This is a genomic window from Pseudomonas entomophila, assembly GCF_023277925.1.
Taxonomy (GTDB): Bacteria; Pseudomonadota; Gammaproteobacteria; order Pseudomonadales; family Pseudomonadaceae; genus Aquipseudomonas; species Aquipseudomonas entomophila_D.
Genome location: NZ_CP063832.1, coordinates 298,458 through 311,308, shown reverse-complemented (window position 1 = coordinate 311,308; position 12,851 = coordinate 298,458). Strand labels below are relative to the sequence as shown.

Annotated in this window: 15 protein-coding genes; 8 read left to right on the top strand and 7 right to left on the bottom strand. The window is 64.6% G+C overall.

Features of this window, described 5'->3' with window-relative positions; all coding sequences use genetic code 11:
* Window positions 1–336: 336 nt before the first annotated feature.
* Window positions 337–1,092, bottom strand: coding sequence for a spermidine synthase (locus IM733_RS01405; RefSeq protein WP_248919228.1), 756 nt, complete (start codon window positions 1,090–1,092; stop codon window positions 337–339).
* A 119-nt stretch (window positions 1,093–1,211) separates the two neighbouring features.
* Here IM733_RS01405 and IM733_RS01400 point away from each other — a divergent pair, with 119 nt between their 5' ends.
* The gene (locus tag IM733_RS01400; RefSeq protein WP_248919227.1) at window positions 1,212–2,558 is read left to right on the top strand and encodes a class II 3-deoxy-7-phosphoheptulonate synthase; all 1,347 of its coding nucleotides are present in this window, start codon (window positions 1,212–1,214) and stop codon (window positions 2,556–2,558) included.
* Here IM733_RS01400 and IM733_RS01395 read toward each other — a convergent pair.
* Together IM733_RS01395 and IM733_RS01390 are read right to left on the bottom strand one after the other, a co-directional pair.
* A complete protein-coding gene (locus IM733_RS01395) occupies window positions 2,539–3,759 on the bottom strand; it encodes a winged helix-turn-helix domain-containing protein (RefSeq protein WP_248919226.1) in 1,221 nt (406 codons plus the stop codon). The genes IM733_RS01400 and IM733_RS01395 overlap by 20 nt on opposite strands.
* 131 nt (window positions 3,760–3,890) lie before the next feature.
* Window positions 3,891–4,109, bottom strand: a complete 219-nt coding sequence (locus IM733_RS01390) for a DUF1127 domain-containing protein (RefSeq protein ID WP_248919225.1) — start codon at window positions 4,107–4,109, stop codon at window positions 3,891–3,893.
* A gap of 96 nt (window positions 4,110–4,205) precedes the next feature.
* Between IM733_RS01390 and IM733_RS01385 the strand changes: the two genes are divergently transcribed.
* Window positions 4,206–5,057 (top strand): LysR substrate-binding domain-containing protein, encoded by an 852-nt coding sequence (locus IM733_RS01385; RefSeq protein ID WP_213660121.1) that lies wholly within the window; start codon window positions 4,206–4,208, stop codon window positions 5,055–5,057.
* A gap of 30 nt (window positions 5,058–5,087) precedes the next feature.
* On the opposite strand, the gene IM733_RS01380 is transcribed toward IM733_RS01385, so the two are convergent.
* A complete protein-coding gene (locus tag IM733_RS01380) occupies window positions 5,088–5,837 on the bottom strand; it encodes a sulfite exporter TauE/SafE family protein (RefSeq protein ID WP_248919224.1) in 750 nt (249 codons plus the stop codon).
* A 111-nt stretch (window positions 5,838–5,948) separates the two neighbouring features.
* Between IM733_RS01380 and IM733_RS01375 the strand changes: the two genes are divergently transcribed.
* The 3 genes from IM733_RS01375 to IM733_RS01365 all read left to right on the top strand — a co-directional run bounded on the left by IM733_RS01375 (window position 5,949) and on the right by IM733_RS01365 (window position 7,976).
* On the top strand, window positions 5,949–6,905 hold the full coding sequence (locus IM733_RS01375) for a LysR family transcriptional regulator (RefSeq protein WP_248919223.1): 957 nt from the start codon (window positions 5,949–5,951) through the stop codon (window positions 6,903–6,905).
* A gap of 55 nt (window positions 6,906–6,960) precedes the next feature.
* Entirely contained in the window at window positions 6,961–7,416 is a 456-nt protein-coding gene (locus IM733_RS01370; protein WP_240065820.1) for a MarR family winged helix-turn-helix transcriptional regulator, read from the top strand.
* Between the two features lie 131 nt (window positions 7,417–7,547).
* Window positions 7,548–7,976, top strand: a complete 429-nt coding sequence (locus IM733_RS01365; protein WP_248919222.1) for an organic hydroperoxide resistance protein — start codon at window positions 7,548–7,550, stop codon at window positions 7,974–7,976.
* A gap of 163 nt (window positions 7,977–8,139) precedes the next feature.
* Here the strand turns inward: IM733_RS01365 and efp are convergent, their stop codons facing one another.
* Both efp and earP read right to left on the bottom strand, forming a co-directional pair.
* A complete protein-coding gene (gene efp / locus IM733_RS01360; RefSeq protein WP_012271109.1) occupies window positions 8,140–8,709 on the bottom strand; it encodes an elongation factor P in 570 nt (189 codons plus the stop codon).
* 48 nt (window positions 8,710–8,757) lie between these two features.
* Window positions 8,758–9,891, bottom strand: coding sequence for an elongation factor P maturation arginine rhamnosyltransferase EarP (earP, locus tag IM733_RS01355; RefSeq protein WP_248919221.1), 1,134 nt, complete (start codon window positions 9,889–9,891; stop codon window positions 8,758–8,760).
* A gap of 124 nt (window positions 9,892–10,015) precedes the next feature.
* On the opposite strand from earP, the gene IM733_RS01350 reads away from it, so the two are divergent.
* Both IM733_RS01350 and IM733_RS01345 read left to right on the top strand, forming a co-directional pair.
* Window positions 10,016–10,414 (top strand): hypothetical protein, encoded by a 399-nt coding sequence (locus IM733_RS01350; RefSeq protein WP_248919220.1) that lies wholly within the window; start codon window positions 10,016–10,018, stop codon window positions 10,412–10,414.
* 2 nt (window positions 10,415–10,416) lie between these two features.
* Window positions 10,417–10,899 carry a GreA/GreB family elongation factor gene (locus tag IM733_RS01345; RefSeq protein ID WP_248919219.1) on the top strand — a complete coding sequence of 161 codons (483 nt, stop codon included), beginning with the start codon at window positions 10,417–10,419 and terminating at the stop codon, window positions 10,897–10,899.
* A gap of 102 nt (window positions 10,900–11,001) precedes the next feature.
* Here IM733_RS01345 and IM733_RS01340 read toward each other — a convergent pair whose 3' ends face one another.
* Window positions 11,002–11,934, bottom strand: coding sequence for a LysR family transcriptional regulator (locus tag IM733_RS01340; RefSeq protein WP_248919218.1), 933 nt, complete (start codon window positions 11,932–11,934; stop codon window positions 11,002–11,004).
* A 124-nt stretch (window positions 11,935–12,058) separates the two neighbouring features.
* Between IM733_RS01340 and IM733_RS01335 the strand changes: the two genes are divergently transcribed.
* Window positions 12,059–12,808 carry a 3-oxoacyl-ACP reductase family protein gene (locus tag IM733_RS01335; RefSeq protein WP_248919217.1) on the top strand — a complete coding sequence of 250 codons (750 nt, stop codon included), beginning with the start codon at window positions 12,059–12,061 and terminating at the stop codon, window positions 12,806–12,808.
* Window positions 12,809–12,851: the final 43 nt, after the last annotated feature.

Below are 12,851 nucleotides of genomic sequence, written 5' to 3'. Positions count from 1 at the left end.
CCTTGAAAGACCAAACGGTCACCCAGGCAGCTTTGGCGGCGGGGATTTGCGAAAACGATTGAAATAGGAACGTCTTGGGAAGGTCCGCCTAGCGGACGCGCAGCCGAAGCTGGGTTCGGAGGATTTGCACCACCTGATTTGAGGTCCGCTAAAAGACCGGCGCGTACTATACCCGAATCTGGCGAAAACCGTGAGAAATATTTCGAGCAAAAGGGCCATCAGGTGGCCACCCTTGCCGAGGCGCTGAATCGTTTCCATCACTGTTCGCCGGCAAGCCGGCCATTTGGGGGAGAACGCACGGTTCGCAGGAGCCGGTTTGCCGGCGAACCTGGCGGCTCAGGTCGCCGGGCGAACCTCTTTGATCAGGTACTCCAGCGAATACCCCAACTGCGGCGCCAGCACTTCGGCCCGAACCCGCAGCCCGTCGATATCCAGCGTTTGCTCGAGATCGGCCGGCACCAGCAGGATCACGTTGCCCTCCTTCACCGGCAGCTCCCAGTAGTGCCGGTGGTACAGGCCACGCAGCAACGCCGCCCCCAATGGTCGGCCATCATCCCCCGCCCACTGGTTGATCACCAGCCAGCCACCGGGGTTGAGCTGCTTCTGGCAATTCTCCAGGAAGCCCCAAGCCAGGTGCCCGACCCCAGGCCCGGTGTCGGTATACAGGTCGACGAACAGCAGGTCGGCCTTTTCCGCCGTGGGCAGCAGCTCAATGGCATCCCCCACCCGCACATAAAGGCGCGGGTCGTCGTCCAGCCCCATGTACTCCATGGCCAGGCGCGGCACGTCCGGGCGCAGTTCGATGGCCTCGACATCCTCCAGCGGTAGATACTTCAGGCAGGCTTGGGTGAGAGTGCCGGCGCCCAGGCCCAGGAACAGCGCACTCTCCGGCTGCTCATGGCACAACGCGCCGACCAGCATCGCGCGGGTGTAGTCGTACTCCAGCCAGCTGGGGTCGGCGACGAAGGTGCAGCTTTGCTCGATGGCATCACCGAACTCGAGGAAGCGGTAATCCTCCACCTCGTACACGCTGATCACGCCAAAGGCATCTTCGACTCGGGCCAGCAGCCGCTCTTCCCGCTCCATCGCCATCCCTACCACCTACCCGCGCAAAACGCGTATTGTCCGCCAATGCCGGTGGTGCAACAAGCGCACTGCCAGCGGTACCATGGCAGGTACGACTGAACCGACACTTATGGATAGAGCATTCGATGACCCAACCCTGGACCCCCGACAGCTGGCGCGCCTTGCCGATCCAGCAGCAACCGAGCTACCCCGACGCCGCCCATCTACTGAAGGTGGAGCAGACGCTGGCCAGCTACCCGCCGCTGGTGTTCGCCGGCGAGGCCCGTGAGCTGCGCCGGCAGTTCGCCGAGGTTACCCAGGGCCGGGCCTTCCTCCTCCAGGGTGGCGACTGCGCCGAAAGCTTCGCCGAATTCTCGGCGGCGAAGATCCGCGACACCTTCAAGGTGCTGCTGCAGATGGCGATTGTCATGACCTTCGCCGCCGGCTGCCCGGTGGTCAAGGTCGGGCGCATGGCCGGCCAGTTCGCCAAGCCGCGCTCCTCGGGCGATGAAACCATCGGCGACATCACCCTGCCGGCCTACCGTGGCGACATCGTCAACGGTATCGGTTTCGACGCCGCCAGCCGCATCCCCGACCCCGAACGCCTGCTGCAGGCCTACCACCAGGCCACTGCCAGCCTCAACCTGCTGCGCGCCTTCGCCCAGGGCGGTTTCGCCGACCTGCACCAGGTGCACAAGTGGAACCTGGACTTCATCGCCAACTCGGCGCTGGCCGACAAGTACCACCAATTGGCCAACCGTATCGACGAAACCCTGGCGTTCATGCGCGCCTGCGGCCTGGACACTGCGCCGCAGCTGCGCGAGACCAGTTTCTTCACCGCCCACGAAGCGCTGCTGCTCAACTATGAAGAAGCCTTCGTGCGCCGCGACAGCCTGACCGGCGACTACTACGACTGCTCGGCGCACATGCTGTGGATCGGCGACCGCACCCGCCAGCTCGACGGCGCCCATGTCGAGTTCCTGCGCGGCGTGCACAACCCGATCGGGGTCAAGGTCGGCCCGAGCATGAACACCGAAGACTTGATCCGCCTGATTGACGTACTCAACCCGGACAACGACCCGGGCCGCCTCAACCTGATCGTGCGCATGGGCGCCGGCAAGGTCGGCGACCACCTGCCGGGGCTGATCCGCACCGTCCAGCGCGAGGGGCGCCAGGTGTTGTGGAGCTCCGACCCGATGCACGGCAACACCATCAAGGCCAGCAGCGGCTACAAGACCCGCGACTTCGCGCAAATTCTCGACGAGGTGAAGCAGTTCTTCCAGGTGCACCAGGCCGAGGGCAGCCATGCCGGCGGCATCCATATCGAAATGACCGGGCAGAACGTCACCGAATGCATCGGCGGTGCCCGCCCGATCACCGAGGACGCCCTGTCCGACCGTTACCACACTCACTGCGACCCGCGCATGAACGCCGACCAGTCGCTGGAGCTGGCCTTCCTGATCGCCGAAACCCTCAAGCAGGTACGCCGCTGAGCAACGCCTGACGCAGCCGTCTGCCCTCCTCGCGGGGGCAGTTCAGTTGCACCTGCTCCAGGCCCAGCCACCCCGCCAGGCGCCACAGCTCCGTGGCCAACGCCTGGTAGCCCTCCTCATCCAGCCCCGATGGTTCCTCGTGCACCGCATGCACCGCCAGGCGCCCGTGGGCGCGTTCGGCGCGCAGGTCCAGGCGTGCGGCGATGTGCTCGTCGTAGAGAAATGGCAACACGTAGTAGCCATACACCCGTTTGTGCGCCGGGGTGTAGATTTCGAGGCGATAGCGGAAGTCGAACAGGCGCTCGGTGCGGCTGCGCTCCCAGACCAGCGAGTCGAACGGCGAGAGCAAGGCGCTGGCCGCGATGCGCCTGGGTATTCGGGGTATCCCCGCCAGGTAGCCGGGCTGTTTCCAGCCTTGTACCGTGCAGGCCTGCAGATGCCCCTCTTCCAGCAGGTCGGCGACGGCGGCCTTGCTCTGTTGCGGTGACAGGCGGAAGTAATCGCGCAAGTCCTGTTCGGTGGCCACGCCCAGCGCAGTGGCTGCGTGCAACAACAGGCTCCGGTGCGCCTCGCGCTCATCCGGGGGCGACTGGTCGAGGATGGCTGGGGGCAGAACCCGTTCCGGCAGGTCGTAGAGGCGTTCAAAGCCGCGGCGCCCGGCCACGGTGACCTCGCCTGCGGCGAACAGCCATTCCAATGCGTGCTTCTCTTCGCTCCAGTCCCACCAGGGGCCGGCCCGCTCCTCACGGGTCGAAAGGCTGCCCGCGCCCAGCGCGCCCTGGTCGCGCACGGCGGCCATTACCCGCTCGATCACATCGCGACGCTCACGACCGAAGGCTGCCAGTTGCCGATAGATGCCTTTGCCTTCGCGGGCGTGCGCCATGCGCCAGCGCATGGCCGGATACAGCTCCAGCGGCAACAGCGAGGCTTCGTGCCCCCAATATTCGAACAGTCGGCGCTGGCGCCTCTGGCCCCAGGCGAGCTGGTCGAGCAAGGCTGGCGAATAGTCGCCCAGGCGGGAGAACAGCGGCAGGTAATGGGAACGCACCAAGGCATTGACCGAGTCGATCTGCACCACGCCCAGGCGCCGGAGCATGCGTTTGAGATTGGCCAGGGTGGCCGGCGTGTCGGGCGTTTTGCCGAACCCCTGGGCGGACAAGGCCAGGCGGCGGACCTGCTGGATGGACAGTTCGAGGGGCAATGGATGTACCTCCGGTTGATCTGCAACCCTTCTGGTGTCTGCACCAGAGCATTCGCGGCTGAAGTCGCGCCTACAAACAACGGTGAACCTGTAGGAGCGGCTTCAGCCGCGAAGAGGCCCTCATGGTCTTCTCATTTACGCAGCGGGTCCTCCCAGAAATGCCGCTCGGCCTCCTGCTGGATATCGGCCCGCGACAATCCCAGGTCGTGCAGCGTGGCATCGCTCAGGCGCGCCAGTTCATCACGCTGGCGATGCAGTTCGTACCAGCGCACCAGCAACCCGCCCGCATCGTGCAGCCAGTGGTTGAGTGCGGACACAGGCTGGTGAGCAACGTTGAAATGACCTTTCATCTTGACGCCCTCCTTGTGGATGGCTCCAGTCTCTTCCCAGGCCTAAGATCAATCCAACGAATGTTTCTGATGCCATGCATCTCGGAGATTGATGCAATGTCCCAGTATCAGAGTCTCGACGCCGACGTGCTGCGCACCTTCGTCGCCATCGCCGAGCAAGGCGGCTTCACCCGCGCCGGCGAGGTGGTCAACCGCACGCAATCCGCCGTCAGCATGCAGATGAAGCGCCTGGAAGAGGACATCCTGCAGCGTCAGCTGTTCGAGCGCGATGGCCGCCAGGTGCGCCTGACCGCCGAAGGCCAGGTCCTGCTGGGCTATGCCCGGCGCATCCTCAAGCTGCACGGCGAGGTGTTCAACACCCTGCGCATGCCGCACATGGTCGGGGTGGTGCGCATCGGCACGCCGGACGACTATGCCATGCGCTACCTGCCGACCATTCTTTCCAGCTTTGCCCAGGACTACCCGCTGATCCACGTCGAAGTGCACTGTGACTCCTCCAAGCAGTTGATGCTGCGCCAGGACCTGGACCTGACCATCGTCACCCGCGAACCGGGCAACGAAGTGGGCCAAATGCTACGCCAGGAACGCCTGGTCTGGGCCGCGGCGCACGGTTTCTGCCCCGAAGAGCAACGGCCGATGCCCCTGGCGCTGTTCAACACCGATTGCTTCTGCCGCGCCTGGACCTGCAACGCGCTGGAGCAACGCGGCATCGAGTACCGCATCGCCTATACCAGCCCAAGCCTGGCGGCGATCTTCGCCATCGTCAGCGCCGGGCTGGCGGTGACCGCGCAGTTGCGCAGCCTGGTGGGCGACGACCTGCGCATGCTTGGGGAGGAGGAAGGCTTGCCGCAGCTGCACATGGCCAATGTGATGCTGTTGCGCAATACGCAGAGCCAGTCGCCAATCACCGACTGCATGGCCGAGTACATCGTCGAAGGGTTCAAGTAGGCGAAGGGTCGCAGAGCGGCCCCCGGCCATCTAGAGCTCGACCCCGAGCATCACTGCACACAGCACGAGAAACACACAGAACAGCGTGCGCAACGCCTTCTCCGGCAACGCATGGGCCAACTTCACCCCCCAACTGATACTGAGCAAACCACCCACCGCCAACGGCAGCCCGACGCTCCAGTCGACACTCTGGTGCAACCCGTAGGTCAGCAGTGTCACCATGGTGCTCGGCGCCGCCAGCGCCAGCGACAGCCCCTGGGCCACCACCTGGGTGGTGCCGAACACGCTAGTCAGGATCGGCGTGGCCACCACCGCGCCGCCCACGCCGAACAGCCCGCCCATGGTCCCGGCGAAGCTGCCCAGCACACCGAGCCAAGGCCACGGGTAGCGCAGCTCGTTGCTCGCTGGCCTGACCGGCAGGAACATCCGCGCCACGTTCCACAGCGCCAAGGCCACCAGGAACCCGACGAAGTACAGGCGCATCGACTGGGCGTCGATGCCCACCGCCCAGATCGAACCCAGCCACGCAAACAGGAAACTGCACAGCGACAACGGCACTGCATGGCGCAACTCGATACGGTTGCGCTGGTGGTAACGCCACAACGCCAACAGTACGTTGGGCACCACCATCACCAGCGCGGTGCCCTGGGCCAGTTGCTGGTCAAGGCCAAACAGCACACCCAGCGCCGGGATGGCGATCAGCCCACCGCCAATACCGAACAGCCCACCCAAGGTGCCCAGCGCGGCACCCAACACGATATACATCAACCACTCGATCATCAGTGCCTCGATCACCCGCGTTCAAAGAGGCAGGCATGCTAACCAGCGACGGCTGGCGGGGAAACGCACAGCAGCGCACAATGGCTTTGCGAACTACGCAAAGGCATAGCCATGAGCCCCGATATCCTCACCGAACAACTGAGCCTGTTTCTCGACGTACTGGAGACCGGCAGCTTCTCCGCTGCGGCCCGGCGTCATCCGTTGACCCCCTCCGCCGTGGCCCGGCGCATCGATAACCTGGAAAGCGCCGTGGGCAGCCGGCTGTTCTCGCGCAGCACCCATGCCGTGCGCGCGACCCCGGCGGGCAATGCATTCGCCGAACGGGCCCGGCGCATCATCGAAGAGTTGCGCCTGGCCCGTGCCGAGGCGGTGTCGCTGAGCAACGCCCCCGAGGGGCTTATCCGTATCGACGCCCCCGCCGCCTTTGGCCGCCGCCACCTGGCCCCGGCCATTGCCGACTTTCTGGTGGCCTACCCCGGGCTCGACGTGCAACTGCGCCTGATCGACAGCTTCGTCGACCTGCAGGGCAGTCACCTGGGCGAGGTCGACCTGGTGCTGCGCGCCGGCCCCCTGGCCGACACCCGCCTGGTCGCCACACCGCTGGCCTACATGGTGCGCATCGCCTGCGCCAGCCCCACCTATCTGGCCAGCCGGGGGGTGCCGGCTTGCCCCAGCGAACTGCCTGGGCATGACGGTCTCGACTGGGACGGGCTGGCCCCGCCCTTTGCCTGGCGCTTCAGCGTCGACGGCCAGGTGCGCCTGTACCGCCCGGCACGCATGCGCATGGCCGCCAACAATGCCGAGACCTTGCTGTTCGGCGCCCTGGCCGGGCTGGGCATCGCCCACCTGCCCACCTGGTTGATCAGTGACTACCTGCTGCGTGGCGAGCTGATCCCGCTGTTCTGCGACAACGGTTTGCCCGAACCGGAAACCAGTGGCATCTACGCCCTGCGCCTTGAACATGAAACGAACTCTCGCAGCCGCTTGCTGCTCGAATTCCTCAAGAGCCGATTCAGCCCGGTGCCCCCCTGGGACCTGGCCCTGCGCAGCGAGCTGCGCTGGCAATGAGCGCGCAAGACATTGGCGTGCTAGATTTTACAACTCAGACGACTCAAGGACCTGCATGAACGCCGACACCCAAGCCCCCTGCGCCGAGCTGCTGCTGGACAACCAGGTCTGCTTTGCCCTGCACTCCACGTCGCTGCTGATGACCAAGGTCTACAAGCCCCTGCTGCAAGCTCTGGGCCTGACCTACCCGCAGTACCTGGCCATGCTTGTGCTGTGGGAACAGGACGGGCTGACCGTGGGCGAGATCAGCCAGCGCCTGCTCACCGACCCAGGCTCGCTGACCCCACTGCTCAAGCGCCTGGAAGGCGAAGGCCTGCTCAAGCGCAGCCGCAGCCGCGAGGACGAACGCGTGGTACTGGTGCAACTGACCGACAAAGGCCGGGCCTTGCAGGCCGAAGCCCGTCGCGTGCCCCATTGCATTCTGCAGGCCAGTGGCCACAGCGCTGAACAGCTGCGAAAACTCCAGGCCGACCTGCTGGCCCTGCGCGCGCACCTCCAAGAAAACCTCTGACGGCTATGCTGTGAACTGGCCGTTGCGACAAATGGTCGAATAATTATCTTGCGCACTAAACAATTGCGCGCTAATTTAATTTCCATACCCACTCAGCGCCCCAGGCGCACAGCACATAAGCGAGGCTCAAGATGCAAAAGGTCACTCCGCTGTACATCGCAGAAGCCACCTCCACTGGCGGTCGCGACGGTAAATCCCGCTCCAGCGACGGCAAGCTGGAAGTCAAGCTGAGCACGCCCAAGGAACTCGGCGGCGCGGGCGGTGAAGGCACCAACCCTGAGCAGATGTTCGCCGCCGGTTACTCGGCCTGCTTCATCGGCGCGCTGAAGTTTGTGGCTGGCCAGGAGAAGAAGGCTCTGCCGGCCGATGCCTCGATCACCGCCAATGTGGGTATCGGGCAGATTCCGGGCGGCTTCGGGCTGGACATCGACCTGCACATCAACCTGCCGGGGCTGGCCCAGGCAGACGCCGAAGGGCTGGTGGAAAAGGCGCACACGGTCTGCCCTTATTCCAATGCCACCCGCGGCAATGTGGATGTGCGCTTGCATGTGACCGTGTAACGGCTGTTCGCCGGCAAAGCCGGCTCCTACAGGTGCAGCACGGGTCTTGAGGTTGCCATCATCCCTGTAGGAGCGGGTTTACCCGCGAATCAGCCAGCGCGATTTCACAGGCACAAAAAAACCCGGCCAAGGCCGGGTTTTTCGTGCGCATCGCAAGAAGCAATTACTTCTTGGAACGGCCTTTGAAGCTGTTGTCGCGAGTGTCGATGTCGATCCACTCGTCGATCTGGATGAAGTCGGCAACCTGGATCTCGGTGCCGTTCTTCAGCTTGGCAGGCTTCATGACCTTGCCGGAGGTGTCGCCACGGGCGGCGTTCTCGGTGTAGACCACCTGACGGCTGATGGTGGTCGGCAGTTCTACCGATACCAGGCGGCCTTCGAAGAAGACAGCTTCGCAGATGTCTTCCATGCCTTCTTCGATGTACGGCAGAACGGCGTCGATGTCTTCGGCGTTCAGTTCGTACATGGTGTAGTCGGTGGTGTCCATGAAGGTGTACGAGTCACCGCTGATGAACGACAGGGTCGCTTCTTTGCGATCCAGGATCACGTCGTCCAGCTTGTCGTCCGCACCGTATACGGTTTCGGTCTTGTAGCCGGTCAGCAGGTTCTTCAGCTTGGTCTTCATGATCGCGCTGTTACGGCCCGACTTGGTGAATTCAGCTTTCTGAACCAGCCACGGATCGTTGTCGATGCGCAGAACGGTACCGGGTTTCAGTTCTTTACCAGTTTTCATTACGAAGTATCCGAATCTGGATGGATTTATAAAAATCGAGGCCGCGTATCATAGCGAATTTCGGTAAAACTGCACCAGCCTCGTGGCAAGGTCCGGCTGAGCGGCCTGCGCCGCGCACCACTGACGGGCATGCTGGCGCAGTTCTTGCCAGTGCGGCTGCAAGGCTTGCCAGGCCTGCCCCATCGGCCGATCCATGTTCCAGGCCCGCCACAATTCGGCCAGGGCCAGGCCGGCGGCCTCGGACAATCCGCTGCAATACAGGGCCATGAACGCCTCGAGCTTTTCCCAGTGGGCATTTTCTTCCTGGATATAGATGTGCCACAGCATCGGCGCGCCGGCCCATTGCGCGCGCACGAACGAATCCTCGCCGCGCACGGCGTTGAAATCACAGCTCCAGAGCAGCCGGTCGTAGTCGTCCTGGCTGACAAACGGCAGCACCTGTACGGTCAACGCGCCACGCCGATGTACCGCGCCGACGGGCAGGTCCGGCTCGCCCAGCCATTGGCCAAGATCACCCAGGATGCGCCCCTGGGGCACCAGTAGATGGGTGGGGTGCGGATCGGCCGCCAGTACGTCGAGCCAGTTGCCCAATTGCGGGTTTTCGTAAGCAAAAAGCGACATTAGCCGGCTACCGTCCTGGGGCTGGACCCCCAACCCTGCCAGGAATCTCACCCGCTCGCCCGGCCCCTGCTGGAATGCCTCGCACCGCGGTAGCAACGATGCCTCGCGCAGCAAACCGCCGGTCTGCTCGGTAAAGCCTGGGAAGAAGAAGATCTTGCGCAGCCCATTGGCCTGGGGCGACGGTAACCCGTGACAGCCCTGCACCCAGTCTTCGGCGCTGAGATAATCCAGGTTCAGCCACAAAGGCGGCTTGGACTGCCTGGCCATCGCCTCGACGTACCCCTCGGGCAACTGGCAGGCAAACGCCCCCACCACCACCTGGGCCGGCGTGGCGTGCTGCCATTCGGTTGGCCAATGGCAAACTTCGACACCTTGCTGCCATTGCCGGCCAGCCACCCTGTCGGCCTCGGGGCACAGCCGCGCGAAGGCCGCCAAGTCGTCCACCCACAGGCGCACGGCAAGGTCATGCTCGGCCACCAACTGCCGGGCCAGGCGCCAGGTCACGCCGATATCGCCGAAATTGTCGACGACGGTGCAGAAGATGTCCCAGGTGGTTTTCATGGCCACGTTCCGTTACCTGCGAAAAGGACCGCGGATTCTGCGGATAATTACGCGCGGACAAAAGCAAAATATCCTCGCACCCATGCGACAATGCCGCCACCGAACTGCCTGCCAGGAGGCTGTCATGCCCCGCCCCCGCGAACTGAAGATCACCCTGAAACCCGCGCAACTGATCCTGTGCGTCGCCTTCGGCCTGTGGCTGGGGGGCGTGGCCATCGTCCTGAGCCTGTGGCTTGCCCTGCGCCTGTGGCCGGAGCAGGTGCATCCGGTGGCCCAGGCCGTCGCACCGGCCTTCATCCAGCCCGCGCCCGCCCTGGCACCAGCCCAACCTACGGACACCCAGGCCGAAATGTTCGAACGCTACAAGGACATCCTGCACAAGCAGGAACTGCAACAGGCCGCCGACGCAGCCCAAGGCAGCCCGCGCAACCTGAACAACCCCAAGTGCCAGTTCTGGCTGCAACAGAACCGCACCGCGCCAACCGACAAGAGCCAGGCCAACGTGCTGGAGTTCTGCTACTGACCATGGACAAGGCCAGCCTGCTCCCGCGCATCATCGCCACCCTCGAACACGACATGGAGGTGCTGCGTCGCGCCGCCCAGACCGCCTACGAGGCGGCCACCGCCGAAGAGAACATCGCCGAAAACAAGTACGACACCCTGGGGCTGGAGGCGTCGTACCTGGCCACCGGGCAGGCTCGGCGCACCGCCGAGATCCGCCAGGCGCTGCTGACCTACCAGCAAATGGTCTTGCGCGATTACGACCCGGCGCGGGGGATCCAGGTCGGCTGCCTGGTGACGCTCGAAGACGAGGATGGCCAACAACGCCTGCTGTTCCTCGGACCGGAAGGTGCCGGGCTGAAGATTGGCGAGGCCGACGCGCTGGTGACGGTGATCACGCCACGGGCGCCGCTTGGCCAGCAGTTGGTTGGCAAGCGGATAGATGACGAGGTAAGCCTGGTGGTGAACGGCATCACCCAGGTCCAGGTCATCATCGAAGTCACCTGAACACCGCGCCCCTCTGTAGGAGCCAGCCTTGCTGGCGAACCGCTCGATGGCATCTGGCAAGGCTGCGCCTTGCATCGCCAGCAAGGCTGGCTCCTACAAGGGTCACTGGGCGTGTAAAGCGTTGAAACGCTCCGCCAGCCCCTGCTCGGCGAACCGCTGCGCCACGAAATCGATGAACGCCCGGGTCTTGCCCGGCAGCAGCTTGTGCTCGGCGTAGTACAGGCTGATGTTGCCATCGTCCACGTACCAGTCGGGCAACACCCGGCTCAGCCGCCCGGCGCTGAGGTAAGGGACGGCAAACGGCAGGCTCACCAGCGCGATGCCCAACCCCTGCTCGGCCACCGCACAGGCGGCGTCGGAGTCGCTCATGGTCATGGTCTGCGGCAATTGCAGCGGGCACTGCTCCTGCCAGCGGCTGGTCAGCGGCCAGGCGCGCACTCGCCCGGTCTGCGGCGAGCGGATGAGGATGCCTTGATGAGCCTGCAATGCCTGTGGATGATCGATCTGGGCGTGCCGCTGCAAATAGCCCGGCGCCGCCACCAACACCCGGTGAGCCGGGGTCAGCTTGCGCGCGACCACCCCCAAGGGCAGCTCGAATCCACCGCCGATGGCGGCATCGAAACCCTGGCCGATCAGGTCGACCTGGCGGTTGTCGAAGTGCCAGTCCGGGGTGATCGCCGGGTAACGACGCAGGAACTCGCCCAGCAGCGGCAACACATACAGCCGCCCGAACACCGTGCCCATGCTCACCCGCAGCAGCCCGGCCGGCTGGCCTTCAGCGCTGGCCAGGTTGGCGACGGCGTACTGGATGGTGCGGAAACTGTCGCTCACCTCCCCCAGAAAACGCTGCCCCGCTTCGGTCAGGGTGAGTTTGCGGGTGCTGCGCTGGAACAGGCGCACCCCCAGGCGCGCCTCCAGTTGCGCGACGTTCTTGCCCACCGCGGCCGGCGTCAGTGACAGGCGCCGGGCGGCCTCGGCGAAACTGCCGACTTCGGCGCTGCGGATGAAGCATTCAAGGCTGCTGAAGGATTCCATGGCACTCATTAACAACCAAAGGTTTACTCTGCCAATAGTGATTGCGATCTTATCAGCAGGTAATCCTGGGCGGATACTGCGCCCATCCAAGGCATCCGGCCTTGCTTGAATGCAGGAGATCAGCATGTCCCAGCAACTTCCCCTCAGCGGCAAAGTGGCCCTCGTCCAGGGCGGTTCCCGTGGTATCGGCGCGGCCATCGTCCGCCGCCTGGCCCAGGATGGCGCCAAAGTCGCCTTCACCTACGTAAGCTCCGCCCAAACCGCCGAAGCCCTGGCCGGCGAGATCGTCGACGCAGGCGGCCAGGCCCTGGCCCTGCGCGCCGACAGCGCCAACACCAGTGCGGTGCAGCAGGCAGTGGCCGATACCGTCAAGGCCTTCGGCGGCCTCGATATCCTGGTCAACAACGCCGGCGTGCTGGCCGTGGCGCCTGTGGCTGAGTTCGACCTGGACGACTTCGATCGCCTGCTGGCGGTCAACGTGCGCAGCGTGTTCGTCGCCACCCAGGCGGCGGTGAAGCACATGGGCCAGGGTGGGCGGATCATCAACATCGGCAGCACCAACGCCGAGCGCATGCCCTTCTCTGGTGGCGCGCCGTATGCCATGAGCAAGTCGGCACTGGTCGGCCTGACCCGAGGCCTGGCGCGCGACCTGGGGCCACAGGGCATCACCGTGAACAACGTCCAGCCCGGGCCGGTCGATACCGACATGAACCCGGCCAAGGGCGAGTTCGCCGACAGCCTGATCCCGCTGATGGCCATCGGGCGTTATGGCAAGGTCGAGGAGATTGCCAGTTTCGTCGCCTACCTGGCCGGGCCTGAGGCGGGATACATCACGGGTGCCAGCCTGACGGCGGACGGTGGTTTCGCCGCCTGACAGTGCCTGTTCGCCGGCAGGCCGGCTCCTCCAGCCCACCCCG